This window comes from Streptomyces sp. MNU89, from assembly GCF_020982505.1.
In the GTDB taxonomy this organism is placed as follows: domain Bacteria; phylum Actinomycetota; class Actinomycetes; order Streptomycetales; family Streptomycetaceae; genus Streptomyces; species Streptomyces xinghaiensis.
Genome location: NZ_JAJKLL010000001.1, coordinates 3,078,447 through 3,097,741 on the forward strand (window position 1 = coordinate 3,078,447; position 19,295 = coordinate 3,097,741).

12 protein-coding genes are annotated in these 19,295 nt (G+C 69.1%); 1 reads left to right on the forward strand and 11 read right to left on the reverse strand.

Annotated elements, in window-relative coordinates; all coding sequences use genetic code 11:
* Positions 1–6 precede the first annotated feature (6 nt).
* On the forward strand, positions 7–3,294 hold the full coding sequence (locus tag E4N63_RS13190; protein WP_230240749.1) for a LamG-like jellyroll fold domain-containing protein: 3,288 nt from the start codon (positions 7–9) through the stop codon (positions 3,292–3,294).
* A 192-nt stretch (positions 3,295–3,486) separates the two neighbouring features.
* On the opposite strand, the gene E4N63_RS13195 is transcribed toward E4N63_RS13190, so the two are convergent.
* From E4N63_RS13195 to E4N63_RS13245, 11 genes are all read right to left on the reverse strand, one after another.
* Positions 3,487–4,518 (reverse strand): ABC transporter permease, encoded by a 1,032-nt coding sequence (locus tag E4N63_RS13195; protein WP_125623724.1) that lies wholly within the window; start codon positions 4,516–4,518, stop codon positions 3,487–3,489.
* On the reverse strand, positions 4,515–5,477 hold the full coding sequence (locus E4N63_RS13200) for an ABC transporter permease (RefSeq protein ID WP_125623723.1): 963 nt from the start codon (positions 5,475–5,477) through the stop codon (positions 4,515–4,517). The genes E4N63_RS13195 and E4N63_RS13200 overlap by 4 nt, the downstream gene beginning before the upstream one ends.
* Positions 5,470–7,029 (reverse strand): sugar ABC transporter ATP-binding protein, encoded by a 1,560-nt coding sequence (locus tag E4N63_RS13205; RefSeq protein WP_125623722.1) that lies wholly within the window; start codon positions 7,027–7,029, stop codon positions 5,470–5,472. The genes E4N63_RS13200 and E4N63_RS13205 overlap by 8 nt, the downstream gene beginning before the upstream one ends.
* Before the next feature lie 81 nt (positions 7,030–7,110).
* Entirely contained in the window at positions 7,111–8,211 is a 1,101-nt protein-coding gene (locus E4N63_RS13210; protein ID WP_125623736.1) for an ABC transporter substrate-binding protein, read from the reverse strand.
* 329 nt (positions 8,212–8,540) lie between these two features.
* Positions 8,541–9,572 carry a LacI family DNA-binding transcriptional regulator gene (locus E4N63_RS13215; RefSeq protein ID WP_230240751.1) on the reverse strand — a complete coding sequence of 344 codons (1,032 nt, stop codon included), beginning with the start codon at positions 9,570–9,572 and terminating at the stop codon, positions 8,541–8,543.
* 242 nt (positions 9,573–9,814) lie between these two features.
* On the reverse strand, positions 9,815–11,008 hold the full coding sequence (gene tuf / locus E4N63_RS13220; RefSeq protein WP_019707818.1) for an elongation factor Tu: 1,194 nt from the start codon (positions 11,006–11,008) through the stop codon (positions 9,815–9,817).
* 213 nt (positions 11,009–11,221) lie between these two features.
* Positions 11,222–13,360, reverse strand: a complete 2,139-nt coding sequence (fusA, locus tag E4N63_RS13225) for an elongation factor G (RefSeq protein ID WP_125623720.1) — start codon at positions 13,358–13,360, stop codon at positions 11,222–11,224.
* 38 nt (positions 13,361–13,398) lie between these two features.
* Entirely contained in the window at positions 13,399–13,869 is a 471-nt protein-coding gene (gene rpsG / locus E4N63_RS13230) for a 30S ribosomal protein S7 (RefSeq protein ID WP_019707816.1), read from the reverse strand.
* Between the two features lie 2 nt (positions 13,870–13,871).
* On the reverse strand, positions 13,872–14,243 hold the full coding sequence (rpsL, locus tag E4N63_RS13235) for a 30S ribosomal protein S12 (protein WP_003948652.1): 372 nt from the start codon (positions 14,241–14,243) through the stop codon (positions 13,872–13,874).
* Positions 14,244–14,662: 419 nt separating this feature from the next.
* A complete protein-coding gene (locus E4N63_RS13240; RefSeq protein ID WP_125623152.1) occupies positions 14,663–15,133 on the reverse strand; it encodes a DUF1707 and DUF4190 domain-containing protein in 471 nt (156 codons plus the stop codon).
* Between the two features lie 243 nt (positions 15,134–15,376).
* Positions 15,377–19,282 (reverse strand): DNA-directed RNA polymerase subunit beta', encoded by a 3,906-nt coding sequence (locus tag E4N63_RS13245; RefSeq protein ID WP_125623146.1) that lies wholly within the window; start codon positions 19,280–19,282, stop codon positions 15,377–15,379.
* Positions 19,283–19,295 lie beyond the last annotated feature (13 nt).

Consider the following 19,295-nt stretch of genomic DNA (forward strand, 5'->3'; position numbering starts at 1 on the left):
GGTTCGATGACAAGACGACACACCCACCCAAGAGCCGGAGTCCGGGCGCTGCTGGTCGCGGTCGCCCTGATGCTGCCCACGACCGGCCCGGCGCCCGCGGCGTCGGCCGCCGGGACAACAACCGCCGGCACGTCCCGGAGCGCGCCTGCGCTCCCGGCCGAACGGGCCGCCGTGGAGGTGCACGGCCTGAAGGGCGAGTACTTCAGCATGTCGGCACCGGGCGCGCGGGACTTCGCGAAGCTCGGGGGCACGATGCTCGATCCCCAGATCAACTTCTCCAGCCTGACCGGCACATTCCAGGAACTGACCGGGCAGTCGGAGCACACGACCGCCCGGTGGACCGGCCGGATCGAGGCACCGGCCACCGGCGCGTACACGTTCCACGCCATCGGCGACAACGGCTTCCGGCTGTACATCGACGGCGAGCCGGTGATCGACCACTGGGTACCCGACTGGGACAGGGAGCAGACCAGCGAGCCGGTCGAGCTGACCGCCGGTGAGAAGCACGACTTCCGTCTGGAGATGTTCCAGGACACCGGCGGGGCCAACATGAAGCTGCGCTGGTCGACGTCGTCGATGCCCCGAGAGCCCGTGCCCATGTCGGCGTTCACCCCGCCGGCCGGCTTCGAGGTCTACCCGGTGGAGCTGTCCGTCACCGAGGACGGGCGGCGGTTACGGGCCCGGTTCGAGGACGGGGTCGGTGGCGCCTGGGAGGCCGGGGACCATCTGAAGATCGAGGCCGACACGGTGGCCATGCCGGTCGAGGACGCCGCCGTCGACCCGCGCGACCCCGAATCCCTGCTCGTCACGCTCGCGAAGCCGGTCCAGAAGGGCCAGCAGGTCCGGGTCGCGTACGACGGTGAGGGAGGTCTGACGGCGGGCGGCGAGACCGTACCGGAGATCGTCCGCTACGCGCAGAACACGTCCACCCAGCGGCTCACCACCGAGTGGGGCGACCGGCTCGACGAGAAGAACCCGCTGCCGGAGTACCCGCGCCCGCAGCAGGTGCGGTCCCGCTGGAAGAACCTCAACGGGCCCTGGCAGTTCAGCGCCGCCGAGGCGGGCGAGCAGCCGGCCTTCGGCAGGAACCTCGACGAGAAGATCATCGTGCCGTTCCCGGTCGAGTCGCAGCTGTCCGGGCTGGAGCGGCACGAAGACCACATGTTCTACCGCAGGCTCGTCGACGTGCCGAAGAACTGGAGGATCGGCAAGGCCGGCAAGGGCAACCGGCTGAAGCTCAACTTCGGCGCCGTCGACTACGAGGCCCACGTCTGGGTCAACGGGCGGAAGGTCGCCGAACACACCGGCGGCTACACCGCTTTCAGCGCCGACATCACCGATGCCCTCCGGGGCACCGGTCCGCAGGAGATCGTGGTCGCGGTCACCGACACCGGCGGCTCCGACCAGCCGAAGGGCAAGCAGTCCACCAACCCGGGCGGCATCTTCTACACCCAGTCCTCCGGCATCTGGCAGACGGTCTGGATGGAGCCCGTCGCCCGCACGTCGATCGACCGCCTCGTCACCACGCCCGACATCGACACCGGCAGCCTGGCCGTGACGGTCCGGTCCGACGGCGCCTCCGCCCGGGCACGTGCCGAGGCCGTCGCACGCGACAAGCGCGGCAGGGTCGTCGGCCGGGTCAGCGGGCCCGCCAACAAGGAGCTGCGCCTGCCCGTGGCCGGGCAGCGCCTGTGGAGCCCGGACGACCCCTACCTCTACGACCTCGACGTCAAGCTCACCGACGGCAGGTCGACCGACAAGGTCGGCAGCTACTTCGGCATGCGGGAAGTGGGCATCGAGAAGGTCGGCGGCTACCGGAAGCTCGTGCTCAACGGGAAGCCGGTCTTCTCGCTCGCCACGCTCGACCAGGGCTTCTGGCCCGACGGCCTGTACACCGCGCCCAGCGACGAGGCCCTCGCCTTCGACCTGAAGGCCCACAAGAAGCTGGGCTTCAACGCCGTCCGCAAGCACATCAAGGTGGAGCCGGCCCGGTGGTTCCACCACGCGGACCGGCTCGGCCTGCTGGTCTGGCAGGACTTCGTCTCCGGGGACCTGCCCACCGGGAAGGGCCGCGATGCCTTCGTCGACCAGGGCATGGACATGATGCGGGCGCATCACAACGCGCCCTCCGTGATCGGCTGGATCGTCTTCAACGAGGGCTGGGGCGAGTGGGACCGCGAGGAGAGCGGCCGCATCGCCGAGTCCGTCAAGGCCGCCGACCCGTCCCGGGTCGTCAACGCCCACAGCGGCGTCAACTGCTGCAACTCCAAGGGCGACTCGGGCAAGGGCGACATCATCGACCACCACGACTACGGCAACGACGACCCGCCGTTCCCCGACCACCGCGCCGCCATGGACGGCGAGCACGGCGGCTTCACCCTGCCCACCCCGGGCCACGTGTGGCCGGGCGCCCCGACGGTGATCTACAGCGGAGTCGCCGACAAGGAGGCACTGACCCGCAAGTACGTCGAGAACACCGAGACGTTCTACCTCGCCCAGGCCGGCGCCGAGCTGTCCGGTTCGGTGTACACGCAGATCACCGACCTGGAGAACGAACTCAACGGTCTCTACACCTATGACCGCCGGGAGATGAAGGTCGACCCGGGACCGGTCCGTGACATCAACAGCAAGGTCGTCGAGGCCGGAGCCGCCGCCGGTGACCGGCAGGAACTGAAGGGCGGCGGGCACTGGTCCCTGGACGAGGGTTCGGGCACCACCGCGAAGGACGACGGCCCCAACGACAGGCCCTTGCGGCTCTCCGAGGGCACCACCTGGGGATCCGGCGTCAGCGGCAGCGCACTGCGGTTCGACGGCCGGGGCCGGTACGGCGAGACCGACGGTCCCGTGCTCGACACCACCGGCAGCTACTCGGTCGCCGCCTGGGTGACGCTCGACTCGCTCCCCGGCAACTACGCCACCGCGGTCAGCCAGGACGGCGGTCGGCGGGAGAGCCCGTTCTACCTGCAGTACGGCCAGGGGGCCTTCGCCTTCAGCACGCCCGGCGGGAACCGCGCCCGGCTGGAGACCACTCCGGAGGAGGGCCGCTGGTACCACCTCGTCGGCGTGCGTGACGGCTCCACGGGTGAGATCCGGCTGTATGTCGACGGCAAGCCCGCGGCGACCGCGACCGCCGGCCCCAACTACGTCGGCTCGGGCCCCCTCGCCGTCGGCCGCGCCCAGTGGGACGGCGCGGACACCGACTTCTGGAACGGCGCGATCGACGAGGTCCACGCCTACGACAAGGCGCTCACCGCCGAGGAGGTGAGCGCGCTCCACGCGGAGGAGAAGCCGTAGCTCCGGCGGCCGCACGACGGTCCCGGCGGGTGCCACCCGGCACACCCGCCGGGACCGTTTCCGTGGTGGCCGGCCGCGCCGTGCTGTCCTTCACCGGTGTCCCGGCGCGCCGGACGGTGCCGTGGGCCCCCGGCCCCGGCAGCACGGCAGCCGGCGGCGTGAGAGAGGCACGGCCGCCGCGTCCGGGCCGCGTCACATCAGCTGCCGTTTGCGGCCCAGCCAGGTCTGGGCGACCACGACGAGGGCCAGAAAGGCACCGCTGACGACCAGCTGGTACGAGGAGTCCAGCGAGCCGATCTGGTTGATGACGTTCTGGATCACCTTCAGAAGCAGCACGCCGACCAGTGAGCCACTGACATAGCCGAGTCCGCCGGTGAGCAGGGTGCCGCCGATGACGACGGCGGAGATGGCGTCCAGCTCCATGCCGTTGCCGAGGATGGTGACGCCGGACGCCAGCCACGCGGCGTTCAGAGCGCCGGCCAGTCCGGCCAGCACACCCGACAGCGTGTAGACGAGGATCTTGGTGCGGGCCACGGGAGCGCCCATCAGGGCCGCCGCGTCCTCGTTGCCGCCGACCGCGTACACATGCTGCCCGAAGCGCGTCCGGCGCAGCACCACGGCTCCCGCGGCGAACAGGCCCAGCATGATCCACACCGGGTTGCCGATCCCCAGGGTGCTGCCCTGGCCGAGCTCGGCGAGGAAGGACCCCTTGCCGATCAGATACGTCGCGGCGCCCTCGTCCGTCAGAGCCAGCATCACGCCGCGCGCACCCAGCATGGCGGCCAGCGTGACGATGAAGGGGGCCAGCCGGGAGCGGGCGATCAGCAGGCCGTTGACGACGCCGATGAGGCCGCAGACGGCGAGCGGCAGCAGCAGGGCCACCAGGGTGCCGTGGCGTGACCCCCAGGCCGCCAGGACACCGCCGAGGGCGAACAGGGAGCCGACGGACAGGTCGATGCCGCCGGTGATGATGACGAAGGTCATGCCGAGGGCGACGATGGCGAGGAACGCCGAACTGGTCGCCATGTTCGCGATGTTGTCGCCGGTGGCGAAGGAGTCGAAGCCGAACGAGGCGATGACCGAGACGATCACGAGTACCGCCAGCGCTCCGTGCTGCTGGACCAGGGCGCTCAGGCGTTCGGAGCGCGCGGATCCCACCGGCTCCGAGTCGCTGCCCGGTTCTGTGCTCGCGGTGGTCACGGGGGTGTCCGTCCCGGTGGTCATCGCTTCCCCCGTCCCCGTGCCGCGTAGACCGCGGCGACGATCACTATGGCCTGGGCGATCTGGGTCCAGGAGGGCGGCAGATCGTGCTTGATGAGCGTGGCGGTGAGCAGCTGGATGAGGACCGCGCCCGCCACCGTGCCGGCGATGTTGACCCGGCCGCCGGTCAGCGGCGTGCCGCCGACCACGACCGCCGTGATGGCGGACAGCTCCATCAGGTTGCCGAGCGAGGTCGGGTCGCCGGCCTGGAGCCGGGCGGTGGCCAGTACGCCCGCCACGGCCGCCAGCAGCGCGCAGGCGGCGTACACCAGGATCAGGACCCGGCGCACGGGCAGACCGGCGAGCTGGGCCGCGGGGCGGCTGTCGCCGATGGCGAGGAGCTGTCGGCCGAACGTGGTGCGGCGGACGACGAACGCGACCAGCACCGCGAGCGCGGTGGCGATCAGGATCAGATAGGGGAAGCCGAGGAGGTCGCCGGAGCCCAGGGAGGCCAGCGCGGGGTTGCGCAGGTCCTCCAGCTGCGGCAGCAGCACCAGGGCGAGGCCGCGGCCGCCGACCATGAGGGCCAGGGTGGCCACGATGGGCTGGACCCCGAGGAAGGCGACCAGCGCCCCGTTCACCAGACCCACCCCGGCGGCGAACAGCGCCACCATCAGCAGCGCCGGCAGCAGGCCGTAGCCGAGATAGAGGGCTGTCACGGAGGCGGCGAGTGCCATCACGGCGCCGACCGACAGGTCGACGCCCTCGGTGCCGATCACCAGCGCCATGCCGAGCGCGACGATGATCACGGGAGCGACCTGGACGGCCTGGGTCCGGAAGTTCTCGGTGGACAGGAAGTGCGGGGTGGCGAGGACGTTGACGACGAGAAGCAGGGCGACGCCCGCGTAGACGCCGTAGGTCTGCAGCCACTGCAGCGGGCTGGTCCGGTCCAGCGGGGCGGTGCGGAGAGCGGTTTCAGCCATCGGTGGCCGCCTTCCCGACCGCGTCCCGCGCCGGGGCGTCCCCGGCGATGGTCCGCATCAGCTGGTCCTCGGTGACGTCCTCGCCGGTCAGTTCGCCGACGACCGCACCGTCCTTCAGTACGACCACGCGGTCGGACCCTTCGATCAGTTCCTCCAGGTCGGAGGAGATGAGCAGGACGCCCAGACCGTCCGCCGCCAGTTCGTCCACGAGTCTCTGCACCTCGGCCTTGGCGCCGACGTCGATGCCGCGGGTGGGCTCGTCGAGGAGCAGCACCTTGGGGTTCATCGCCAGCCAGCGGGCGAGGAGCACCTTCTGCTGGTTGCCGCCGGACAGTTCGCCGGCCTTCTGGTGCGGCGAGGACGCCTTGATGCGCAGCCGCTCCATGAAGGTGTCCACGATGCTGTCGACGCGGGCCTCGGAGACGAGGCCGAAGCGGGAGAGGCGGGGCAGGACGGCCAGTGCGATGTTCTCGCGGACCGAGAGGCCGGGGACGATGCCCTCGCTCTTGCGGTCCTCGGGCAGCAGGCTGACGCCGGCCCTGATGGCACCGGGCGTGGAGCCGCCGCGCAGCGGGGCCCCGGCGACCACGATGCTGCCGGAGCGGATGGGCAGCGCACCGGAGACGGCCTTCGCCGTCTCGGTGCGCCCCGAGCCGAGCAGGCCGCCGAGCCCGACGACCTCCCCCGGCCGGATGCTCAGGGAGACCGCGTGCAGTTTGTGCGGGACGGTCAGGTTCGCCGCCTCCAGCACCGGCCGGGCGCCGGCCGCGTGGTGGCCGCCGCTGAACTTGGTCAGGCCCTCGGTGCGGACCTCGCCGAGTTCGCGGCCGAGCATCGTGGAGACCAGTTCGAGGCGGGGCAGGTCGGCCAGCCGGCCGTGGTGCACGCGGCGCCCGTCCCGCAGCACGGTGACGGTGTCGCACACGGCGTACAGCTCGTCCAGGCGGTGGCTGACGTAGAGGACCGCGATGCCCTGGTCGCGCAGGCGGCGGATCACCGAGAACAGGGTCTCCACCTCGCGTGGTTCGAGAGAGGAGGTCGGTTCGTCCATGACGACGATCCGCGCGTCCGTCGCGACCGCCCGGGCGAGGGCCACCATCTGCTGGGCTCCGACGCCGAGGGTGCGCAGCGGCTGCCGGACGTCCACCCGGACGCCGTAGGTCCGCAGCGTCTCCCCGGCCTCCCTGTTCATGCGGCCGGAGTCCAGCAGCCCGAGGCGGGTGCGGGGCTCGCGGCCGAGGAAGAGGTTGCGGGCCACGCTCAGCAGCGGGATGAGGTTGACCTCCTGGTAGATGGTGGAGATGCCGGCCTTCTGGGCCTCCAGCGGTGTCCCGAAGGAGACCTTCCGGCCCCGGAACGTGATCTCGCCGGCGTCCGCCCGGTACACGCCGGTCAGCACCTTGATGAGCGTGGACTTGCCGGCGCCGTTCTCCCCGATGAGGGCGTGCACCTCACCGGGGCGCAGGGTGAGGTCCACGCCGTCCAGGGCCCGGACACCGGGGAAGGTCTTGCTGAGTCCGCGGGCGGCGAGGGCCTCGGCGGGGGGAGCCACCTGTGCCTCCAGGCAGAGCGGGAGAAGAGTGGGTGAGGGAGCGGGCGGTGGGCCCTGCCGGGGCCGGGCCCACCGAGGGGGTCAGTAGGCCCTGCCGAGGTCCTGCTCGGCGTTGCCGGCGGTGTACGCGCCGTCCTGGATGATGATGTCCTGCGGGACTTCCTCGCCCCGGGTGAAGGAGTCCAGCGTCTGGAACGCCAGCGGGCCGAACCGCGGGTTGGACTCGATGACGCCGCTGATCCAGCCGTCGACGATGCCCTGGACGGCGTTGCGGGTGCCGTCGACCGTGACGATCTCGATGTCGCCGGGCTTCTTGCCGGCGCCCTTGAGCGCGGCCACCGCGCCCAGGCCCATCTCGTCGTTCTCCGCGTAGATGCCCTTGATGCCCGGCTTCGACTGGATCAGCTGCTCGGTGACCTGCTGGCCCTTCTCGCGGGCGAAGTCACCGGTCTGCTCGAAGACGACCTTCAGATCCGGCGCCTTCTCGGCGATCCGCTCCTTGAAGCCCTTGGTCCGCTCGGTGGTGACGTTGTTCCCGGCCGAGCCGAGCAGGATGGCGACCTCGCCCTTTCCGCCCGTCGCCTCGATCATCTGGTCGGCGGCGCGCCGGCCCTGCTCGACGAAGTCCGAGGCGATGAAGGAGACGTAGTCCTTGCAGGGCTGCGCGTTGATCTTGCGGTCGATCGTGATGATCGGGACCTTCTTGGCGGCCGCGGCCTGCAGCACCGGGTCCCAGCCGTCGGAGTTGAGCGGGGCGATGACCAGCAGGTCGGCGCCCTTGGCGAGCAGGTCCTGCACGTCGCTGATCTGCTTGGAGAACTTCGACTGGGCGTTGGCCGTCAGCAGCTTGACGCCCCGCTTCTCGGCCTCGTCCTTGATGGACCGCGTCTCGGCGATGCGGAACGGGTTGGCTTCCTTCTCCGACTGGGAGAAGCCGACGGTGGCGTTCTTCAGGTCGGTCTTCTCGGCGCCGTAGGCGTCGATGGCGCAGGTCTCGCTGCCCGGCTTCGGCTCGATGGCTTTCTGCTCGGCGCCGGCGGCGGCCGACGAGGACTGCTTGCCGCCCGAGGCGTCGTCCTCCGGCTTCGCGCAGGCGGTGGCGGTCAGGGCCACGGTGGCCGCCAGGGCCACGGCCACGGGACGGACGAGAAGGTGAGGACGGTGAGTGGTGCGACTCTGCATGGTGACCCCGATCCGGGTGACGGAGAGGGAACTGGGGAGCCGAAGGGCGGGCAAGGACGGTGTTCCCCCACCCGGCGCAGGCCGTTGTCCGGTCCGCCGCAAGAGATTTTTTACATCGTTGGAAGAGCGCTGTAAACCCCTCGCACACCGGCTGCCCCAGGAGTACGGAGACCGGCAACGCGCCATGCCCCGGCCGGCATGCCCCCGGCCCCACGGGCAGCGGCACCCTCGGAGCGACGCAGGACACCCGCCGAGCAGGCACTTCGCCGCGCCACCGGCGCGCCGCACGCGATACGGCCGCAGCCGCCGCCCGTCCGGTGGCCCGTGGGTCAGCTGTCCGTGCCGCCGGCCGCCGCCCGGCGTCCCCGTGTGCTCTCCCGCTCGACCAGCCGGTGCTCCGCCCGGATGCACCGGGGTTCGGGAGCCCCGCCACCGAGCCGGGCGAGCACCGACTCCACCGCGAGCCGGCCGATGGCCTCCTTGTCCGGCGAGACGGACGTGAGGGTCACCGCGCCGAAACGCCCCTCGATCACATCGTCGAATCCGACGACCGCGATGTCCTCGGGAACCCTCAGCCCCCACTCGTGCAGCACACGCATCGCCCCGATGGCCATGGGGTCGTTGTAGGCGAAGACCGCGTCGGGGCGCCTCCCGGCCTCCAGGATGCGGGTCATGGCCTGCGCGCCGTCCGCGTGCCCCCAGCCGTCGGTGGCGGCGACGAGCCCGTCGTCGGCGGGCAGTCCGGCCGCGGTCAGTTCCTCACGCCAGCCGCGCACGCGCAGCTGGGCGGGCTCACTGCGACCGCGCCGGTCCCCTATGAACGCCACCTCACGGCGCCCCAGGGCGATCAGGTGCCGGACGGCGTCACGGGCCGCGGCGACGTTGTCGATGGCGATGTGGTCGTACGGCAGGTCGTACTCCCGTTCACCGAGCAGCACCAGCGGCACGTTCTCCGCACGGTCGCGCAGGTCCCCGGTCTCCAGCTCGATCGGGCTGAGGATCAGCCCGTCGATGACCCGCGCCCGGAAGCCCTGGCTGACCAGGATCTCCTGTTCGCGCCGCCCGCCGGTGTGGTCCAGCAGCACGATGTAGTCGTGCTCGGCGGCGGTGTCGATGACGGCGGCGGCGAGCTCGGCGAAGTAGGGGTTGCCGAGCTCGGGCAGGGCGAGCGCGATGATGCCCGTGCGCCCCTTGCGCAGGTGCCGGGCGGCCAGGTTGGGCCGGTAGCCGAGCGCGTCGATCGACTGCTGGACGCGCTCCCGCATGGCGGGGGTGACGTGCTGATAGTTGTTCACCACGTTGGAGACGGTCTTGATGGAGACCCCCGCATGCGCGGCGACGTCCTTGAGGCTGACCCGCACGTCCATCCCTTTCTGAGCGGCCCGACTCGGGTGGTCGGTGCGGGTCCGATGGTGTCACCGCGAGCCGTGCGCCGAGCCCTTGTGCGCATGTTTTACAACGTTATACATCCGGTTTCGCCGTACTGACAAGGCGGTGGGGGGCGGTCCCCGCGCCAGGGCAGCGCGAAGGGCCCGCACGACCGGAGTCGTACGGGCCCTCGCGTGCCGGCCAAAGCCGGCGGTTGCCTAGACGGCGACCGGGGTCACTTGACGATCTTGGTGACCTGGCCGGCGCCGACGGTCCGGCCACCCTCACGGATGGCGAACTTGAGGCCCTCCTCCATGGCGACCGGCTGGATCAGCTGGACGGACATGGAGGTGTTGTCGCCCGGCATGACCATCTCGGTGCCCTCGGGGAGGGTCACGACGCCGGTCACGTCCGTGGTACGGAAGTAGAACTGCGGGCGGTAGTTGTTGAAGAAGGGGGTGTGACGACCACCCTCGTCCTTCGACAGGATGTACGCCGTCGCCTCGAACTCCGTGTGCGGGGTGACCGAGCCCGGCTTGATGATGACCTGGCCGCGCTCGACGTCCTCGCGCTTGATGCCACGGAGGAGCAGACCGACGTTCTCACCGGCCTGGCCCTCGTCGAGCAGCTTGCGGAACATCTCGATGCCGGTGACCGTGGTGCTGGTCTTCTCGGTCTTGATGCCGATGATGTCGACGTTCTCGTTGACCTTGAGGACACCACGCTCGATGCGGCCGGTGACGACCGTACCGCGACCGGTGATGGTGAAGACGTCCTCGATCGGCATCAGGAACGGCTTCTCGACGTCGCGCTCCGGCTCCGGGATCGACTCGTCGACGGCCTGCATGAGCTTGAGGACGGACTCGCCCCACTCCTTGTCGCCCTCGAGCGCCTTGAGCGCCGAGACACGCACGACCGGGAGGTCGTCGCCCGGGAACTCGTACTCGGAGAGAAGCTCACGGACCTCGAGCTCGACGAGCTCCATGATCTCCTCGTCGTCCACCATGTCGGCCTTGTTCAGGGCGACGACGATGTACGGCACGCCGACCTGGCGGGCCAGGAGCACGTGCTCCTTGGTCTGCGGCATCGGGCCGTCGGTGGCGGCGACCACGAGGATGGCGCCGTCCATCTGCGCCGCACCGGTGATCATGTTCTTGATGTAGTCCGCGTGACCCGGGCAGTCAACGTGGGCGTAGTGACGCGACTCGGTCTGGTACTCGACGTGCGCGATGGAGATGGTGATACCGCGCTGGCGCTCTTCCGGCGCCTTGTCGATCTGGTCAAAGGCCGAGGCCTCGTTCAGGTCCGGGTACGCGTCGTGCAGCACCTTGGTAATCGCCGCGGTGAGCGTCGTCTTACCGTGGTCGATGTGACCGATGGTGCCGATGTTGACGTGCGGCTTAGTCCGCTCGAACTTCGCCTTCGCCACTGGGGTCCTCCTGTGGACTGGTGCTGTACTCCATCCACACTTTGCGGATGGGTTCAGGTGGTCTTTCCGAACCGACCAGGACCCCGAGGGGATGCCCTTGGCCGTATTCGCTTGGGGGCAGACTGCCGGGGCCCCCGCCACGGACCGTGACGGCCCGCGGCGGAGATTCCCGCAGCCTTGTGTGCTCCAGCCTAATAGCTGAGCAGCCTAGTGCTACTCGCCCTTGGCCTTCGCGATGATCTCCTCGGAGACGTTCCGCGGAACCTCGCCGTAGGAGTCGAACTGCATGGAGTAGCTCGCGCGACCGGACGTCTTGCTGCGGAGGTCGCCGACGTAGCCGAACATCTCCGACAGCGGGACCAGGGCCTTGACGACACGGGCGCCGCTGCGCTCGTCCATCGCCTGGACCTGGCCACGACGCGAGTTGAGGTCGCCGATCACATCACCCATGTAGTCCTCGGGGGTGGTGACCTCCACGGCCATCATCGGCTCCAGCAGCACGGGGGACGCCTTGCGGGCGGCCTCCTTGAACGCCTGGGAACCGGCGATCTTGAACGCGAGTTCCGAGGAGTCCACGTCGTGGAAGGCACCGTCGAGCAGGGTGACGCGGACGCCCACCATCTCGTAGCCGGCCAGGATGCCGAACTGCATGGCCTCCTGACAGCCCGCGTCCACCGAGGGGATGTACTCCTTGGGGATGCGGCCACCGGTCACCTTGTTGACGAACTCGTAGGCCGAGCCGTCCGTGGCCTCCAGGGGCTCGATCGAGATCTGCACCTTGGCGAACTGACCGGTACCACCGGTCTGCTTCTTGTGCGTGTAGTCGACCTTCTCGACCGTCTTGCGAATGGTCTCGCGGTAGGCGACCTGCGGCTTGCCGACGTTGGCCTCGACCTTGAACTCGCGCTTCATGCGGTCGACCAGCACCTCGAGGTGCAGCTCGCCCATGCCGCCGATGATGGTCTGGCCGGTCTCCTCGTCCGAGTGAACCTGGAACGAGGGGTCCTCGTCCGAGAGCCGCTGGATGGCGACACCCAGCTTCTCCTGGTCGCCCTTGGACTTGGGCTCGATCGCGACCTCGATGACCGGCGCCGGGAAGTCCATGGACTCCAGGATCACCGGGTTCTTCTCATCGCAGAGCGTCTCACCGGTGGTGGTCTGCTTCAGGCCCATGACGGCGACGATGTCGCCGGCACCCACGCCCGAGATCTCCTCACGCTTGTTCGCGTGCATGCGGTAGATCTTGCCGATGCGCTCCTTCTTGCCCTTCACGGAGTTGAGCACCGCGGTGCCCGTCTCCATGCGGCCGGAGTACACCCGGACGTAGGTGAGCTTGCCCAGGTGGGGGTCGCTCATGATCTTGAAGGCGAGCCCCGCGAAGGGCTCCTCCTCGCTGGGCTTGCGCTTGATGACCGTCTCGGTGTCCTTGACGTCGGTGCCCTCGATGGCCTCGACGTCCAGGGGAGACGGCAGGTAGCGCACGACCGCGTCGAGCAGGGGCTGAACGCCCTTGTTCTTGAACGCGGTTCCGCAGAACACCGGGGTGAAGGTCGGCTGGCCCTCGTTCTCGGTGTGGGTGGACGCGATGGTGGCACGGCGGATGGCGGCGATGAGCTGCTCCTGGGTGGGCTCCTGGCCCTCCAGGTACATCTCCATCATCTCCTCGTCGTGCTCCGCGACGGTCTCCAGCAGCTTGCCGCGCCATTCCTCGGCGGCTTCCGCGTGGGTGTCGGGGATGTCGACGACGTCGTACATCTCGCCCTTGGTCGCCTCGGGGGACCAGACGAGAGCCTTCATCGCGACGAGGTCGACGACGCCCTTGAAGTCCGCCTCGGCACCGATCGGCAGCTGCATGACCAGCGGAACCGCGCCCAGGCGGTCCACGATCATGTCGACGCAGCGGTGGAACTCGGCGCCGGTCCGGTCGAGCTTGTTGACGAAGCAGATGCGCGGCACGCCGTAACGGTCCGCCTGCCGCCACACGGTCTCGGACTGGGGCTCCACACCGGCGACACCGTCGAACACGGTGACCGCGCCGTCGAGGACGCGGAGCGAACGCTCCACCTCGACGGTGAAGTCGACGTGACCCGGGGTGTCGATGATGTTGATGGTGTGGTCGACGTCGTCCAGGGGCCAGTGGCAGGTCGTCGCGGCGGACGTGATGGTGATGCCGCGCTCCTGCTCCTGCTCCATCCAGTCCATCGTGGCAGCGCCCTCGTGGACCTCACCGATCTTGTAGCTCACACCGGTGTAGAACAGGATCCGCTCGGTGGTCGTCGTCTTGCCCGCGTCGATGTGGGCCATGATCCCGATGTTGCGGACCCTGGCCAGGTCAAGTGAAGTGGTGGCCATATGGCTCAGTCTTCTCTCGGTCTCGATGTGGGTAGCGACTACCAGCGGTAGTGCGCGAAGGCCTTGTTGGACTCGGCCATCTTGTGGGTGTCCTCGCGGCGCTTCACGGAGGCGCCCAGACCATTGCTGGCGTCCAGGAGCTCGTTCATGAGCCGCTCGGTCATGGTCTTCTCCCGGCGGGCGCGGGAGTAGCCGACGAGCCAGCGCAGCGCGAGGGTGGAGGCGCGGCCGGGCTTGACCTCGACCGGCACCTGGTAGGTGGCGCCACCGACGCGGCGGGACTTGACCTCAAGCGTCGGCTTGATGTTCTCCAGAGCGCGCTTCAGCGTGATGACCGGGTCGTTGCCGGTCTTCTCGCGGAGACCCTCCATGGCGCCGTAGACGATGCGCTCGGCGGTGGAGCGCTTGCCGTTCAGCAGCACCTTGTTGATCAGCGACGTCACCAGAGGAGAACCGTAGACCGGGTCGATGATGACCGGGCGCTTCGGGGCGGGGCCCTTACGAGGCATGCTTACTTCTCCTTCTTGGCGCCGTAGCGGCTGCGGGCCTGCTTGCGGTTCTTGACACCCTGGGTGTCGAGAGAGCCGCGGATGATCTTGTAGCGAACACCCGGCAGGTCCTTCACACGGCCACCACGCACGAGCACGATGGAGTGCTCCTGCAGGTTGTGTCCCTCACCCGGGATGTAAGCGGTGACCTCGATGCCGCTGGTGAGACGCACACGTGCGACCTTACGCAGGGCCGAGTTCGGCTTCTTGGGGGTGGTGGTGAACACACGCGTGCAGACGCCGCGCCGCTGAGGGGATCCCTCGAGCGCGGGCGTCTTGTTCTTCTCGACCTTGTCCTGCCGGCCCTTGCGGACCAGCTGCTGGATCGTAGGCACCGTTTCTCCGGTTTCTGTGTGCCGTCTCGTTAAAGCTAACCTGGGGTTTTGTACGGATTCCCGACCACTTCCCCGACCCACGCGGTCGGGTGTGTCGAAGCTGCGGACTTCCTGCGGGGCAGTCAGGACACAGAATTCGGTGTCGTGGACCGTAACGGTCTCCGGCCCCCGGACGTGAGGCACCCTCCCTGCCGGTGGCAGGGCGAAATGCGCGCACGGGGGCCCAGGGACACCCCAGGCACAAGGTCAGAGCGTACCTACCGCATGGGCTCCGGTCAAAACAAGTCCCCGCGGGCAGTCGAGCGACGGACGGGCGAGTTGATCCGCCCCGCCGCCTCCCCGTCCGGCGGCCCGCCGCCCCGGCCCCGCCGGGCCCGGTGAAAGCCCGTGAAGGGTCCTCCGGTGCCCGGTGCCGGCGCTCAGGCCGCGGCTGCCACCAGTAGCAGGATGAAGAACAGGCCGAACGCTATGGACAGCCAGCCAATGACGATCCCCGCCGTGGCGAAGCCATCACCGCCCTCCCCCGTCCTGCGGATCTCGGCACGCGCCTTGTGGCCCAGGATCACCGCCGGGATGGCCGTCAGACCCCAGGTCATCGGGGAGAGGATCCCGCAGACCAGGGCGCCGGTGGCGCTGCCGTTCGTCCGGGACGGCATGGGCGGCGCGGGCAGGAACGTCTGCGGGACCACCGCGTGCACCGGCGCCGGGAAGCTCTGTGGCACCGGCCCCTGCGGCAGATCCGCGACGATCGCCTGCAACTGGCCGTGCGTCTGCGCCTGGTAGGCCCGCCCGATCCGCTGCTCGTACTCCCCCTGGGAGAGCCGCCCCTCGGCGAAGCCGGCCTTGAGCACGTCCACCGCGCGCTCCCGGTCCGCGTCGGAGGCGCGCATCACCGACATCTGCGGAAGGTGCACGGGCTGAGCCGGCTGCATGTGCTGTGGGGGCTTGCCCCCCTGCCACGGTTCGAATGTCACCGCAGAACCTCCCCGTCTCGCCGCGTCTCCCCCTCATCATCCCCGACGCAGGGCGGAGCCGGGGAGTTCCGGTGGGGCGGTTCTCACCACAGCCCCCGGCAACGCCGCAGGGCGGCCACTCCGCGGGGAGTGGCCGCCCTGGAAGACGCAGACCGGGGCCTACTGGTTGTACGGACCGTAGTCGTAGTCCTCCAGCGGGACCGCCTGGCCGGAGCCGGTGCCGAAGGGCGAGTAGTCGATGTCGTCGTAACCGACGGCCGAGTACATCGCGGCCTTCGCCTCCTCGGTGGGCTCCACCCGGATGTTGCGGTAGCGGGACAGGCCCGTACCGGCCGGGATGAGCTTACCGATGATGACGTTCTCCTTGAGGCCGATCAGGGAGTCCGACTTGGCGTTGATCGCCGCGTCGGTGAGGACCCTGGTCGTCTCCTGGAAGGACGCCGCCGACAGCCAGGACTCGGTGGCGAGCGAGGCCTTGGTGATACCCATCAGCTGCGGACGGCCGGAGGCCGGGTGGCCGCCTTCCTGCACCACACGACGGTTCTCGCCCTCGAAGCGCGTGCGCTCCACGAGCTCGCCCGGCAGCAGCTCCGCGTCGCCGGACTCGATGATCGTCACCCGGCGCAGCATCTGCCGGATGATGATCTCGATGTGCTTGTCGTGGATCGACACACCCTGCGAGTTGTAGACCTTCTGCACCTCGCCGACCAGGTGGACCTGGACGGCACGCTGCCCGAGGATGCGCAGCACGTCGTGCGGGTTGGTGGCACCCACGGTCAGCGGCTGGCCGACCTCGACGTGGTCACCCTCGCCCACCAGCAGACGGGCCCGCTTGGAGATGGCATAGGCCGTCTCGTCGGAACCGTCGTCCGGGGTGACGACGATCTTCTTGGTCTTCTCGGTCTCCTCGATGCGGACCCGGCCGGCCGCCTCGCTGATCGGGGCCACACCCTTGGGGGTACGGGCCTCGAAGAGCTCGACGACACGGGGCAGACCCTGCGTGATGTCGTCACCGGCCACACCACCGGTGTGGAAGGTACGCATCGTCAGCTGGGTGCCGGGCTCACCGATCGACTGGGCCGCGATGATGCCGACGGCCTCGCCGATGTCCACCAGCTTGCCGGTGGCCAGGGAGCGGCCGTAGCAGTAGGCGCAGGTGCCGACCGCCGACTCGCAGGTGAGGACGGAGCGGGTCTTGACCGTCTCCACACCGTGCGCGACGAGCTGGTCGATGAGCACATCGCCCAGGTCGACGTTGGCCGGCGCGATGACCTTGCCGTCCACGACGACGTCCTCGGCGAGCATCCGCGCGTACACGCTGGACTCGACGTCGTCCGCCTTGCGCAGCGTGCCGTCGGTGCCCTTGACCGCGATCCGCAGCTTGAGGCCGCGCTCGGTGCCGCAGTCCTCCTCGCGGATGATGACGTCCTGCGAGACGTCCACCAGACGCCGGGTGAGGTACCCGGAGTCGGCGGTACGGAGGGCGGTGTCCGCGAGACCCTTACGGGCACCGTGCGTGGAGATGAAGTACTCCAGCACGGAGAGACCTTCGCGGAACGACGCCTTGATCGGCCGCGGGATGGTCTCGTTCTTCGCGTTGGACACCAGACCACGCATACCGGCGATCTGACGCATCTGCATCATGTTTCCGCGAGCACCCGAGTCGACCATCATGAAGATGGGGTTCGTCTTCGGGAAGTTCACGTTCATGGCCTCGGCGACCTCGTTCGTCGCCTTGGTCCAGATCGCGATGAGCTCCTGGGTGCGCTCGTCCTTGGTGATCAGGCCGCGCTCGTACTGCTTCTGGACCTTCTCGTCCTGCGCCTCGTACCCCTTGATGATCTCCTTCTTGGCCTCGGGGACCACGATGTCGGAGATCGAGACGGTGACACCGGAGCGGGTGGCCCAGTGGTAGCCGGCCGCCTTCAGGTTGTCGAGGGTCGCCGCGACCGTCACCTTGGGGTAGCGCTCCGCGAGGTCGTTGACGATCTCGGAGACCTGCTTCTTGCCCACGACGTGGTCGACGAACGGGTAGTCCTCGGGCAGCAGCTCGTTGAAGAGCGCCCGGCCCAGGGTGGTGCGGAGCCGGAAGCCGTCGCCGATCTGCCAGTCCTCGCCGCCCTCGGTGGCCTGGTCGGCCGGCGGGGTCCAGCCGCGCGGCGGGACCGTGCCGGCCGGGAAGCGGATGTCGATCTTCGACTGGAGCGAGAGCTCCCCGGCGTCGAAGGCCATGATCGCCTCGGCGGTGGACGCGAACGAGCGCCCCTCGCCCTTGATCTCGCGCTCCTCCGGCTCGGTGGTGAGGAAGAACAGACCCAGCACCATGTCCTGGGTCGGCATCGTCACCGGACGGCCGTCGGCGGGCTTGAGGATGTTGTTCGAGGACAGCATCAGGATGCGCGCCTCGGCCTGCGCCTCCGCGGAGAGCGGCAGGTGGACGGCCATCTGGTCACCGTCGAAGTCCGCGTTGAACGCGGTGCAGACCAGCGGGTGGATCTGGATGGCCTTGCCCTCGACGAGCTGCGGCTCGAAGGCCTGGATGCCGAGGCGGTGCAGCGTCGGCGCACGGTTCAGCAGCACCGGGTGCTCGGCGATGACCTCTTCGAGCACGTCGTACACGACCGTGCGGCCGCGCTCGACCATGCGCTTCGCCGACTTGATGTTCTGCGCGTGGTTGAGGTCCACCAGGCGCTTCATCACGAACGGCTTGAAGAGCTCCAGCGCCATGGCCTTCGGCAGACCGCACTGGTGCAGCTTGAGCTGCGGGCCGACGACGATCACCGAACGGGCCGAGTAGTCGACGCGCTTGCCGAGCAGGTTCTGGCGGAACCGGCCCTGCTTGCCCTTGAGCATGTCGGAGAGCGACTTCAGCGGACGGTTGCCGGGGCCCGTCACCGGGCGGCCGCGGCGGCCGTTGTCGAAGAGCGCGTCGACGGCCTCCTGCAGCATCCGCTTCTCGTTGTTCACGATGATCTCGGGCGCGCCGAGGTCGAGAAGCCGCTTGAGGCGGTTGTTCCGGTTGATCACGCGGCGGTACAGGTCGTTCAGGTCGGAGGTCGCGAAGCGGCCACCGTCCAGCTGCACCATCGGACGCAGGTCCGGCGGGATCACCGGCACGCAGTCCAGCACCATGCCCTTGGGGCTGTTGCGGGTCTGCAGGAAGGCGGAGACGACCTTGAGGCGCTTGAGCGCGCGGGTCTTCTTCTGGCCCTTGCCGGTCCGGATGATCTCGCGGAGGCGCTCGGCCTCCTCGTCGAGGTCGAAGGTCTCCAGGCGCTTCTGCAGCGCCGCGGCACCCATCGAGCCGTCGAAGTAGGTGCCGAAGCGGTCGCGCAGCTCGCGGTAGAGCAGCTCGTCGCCCTCCAGGTCCTGGACCTTGAGGTTCTTGAAGCGGTTCCACACCTCATCGAGACGGTCGATCTCGCGCTGGGCGCGGTCGCGCAGCTGCTTCATCTCGCGCTCGGCGCCCTCGCGCACCTTGCGGCGGACGTCCGCCTTGGCGCCCTCGGCCTCCAGCTCGGCCAGGTCGGTCTCGAGCTTCTTGGCACGGGCCTCGAGGTCGGCGTCACGGCGCTGCTCGACCTGCTGGCGCTCGACGGAGACATGGGCCTCCAGCGAGGGCAGATCGCGGGTGCGACGCTCCTCGTCCACGTACGTAATCATGTACGCGGCGAAGTAGATGACCTTCTCCAGGTCCTTCGGGGCGAGGTCGAGCAGGTAGCCCAGCCGCGACGGAACGCCCTTGAAGTACCAGATGTGGGTGACGGGAGCGGCCAGCTCGATGTGGCCCATCCGCTCACGGCGCACCTTGGCGCGAGTGACCTCGACGCCGCACCGCTCGCAGATGATGCCCTTGAAGCGGACGCGCTTGTACTTTCCGCAGTAGCACTCCCAGTCCCGGGTCGGACCGAAGATCTTCTCGCAGAAGAGTCCGTCCTTTTCGGGCTTGAGGGTGCGGTAGTTGATGGTCTCCGGCTTCTTGACCTCGCCGTGCGACCACTGACGGATGTCGTCAGCGGTGGCCAGGCCGATCCGCAGCTCGTCGAAGAAGTTGACGTCGAGCACTTTGTCGTCAATC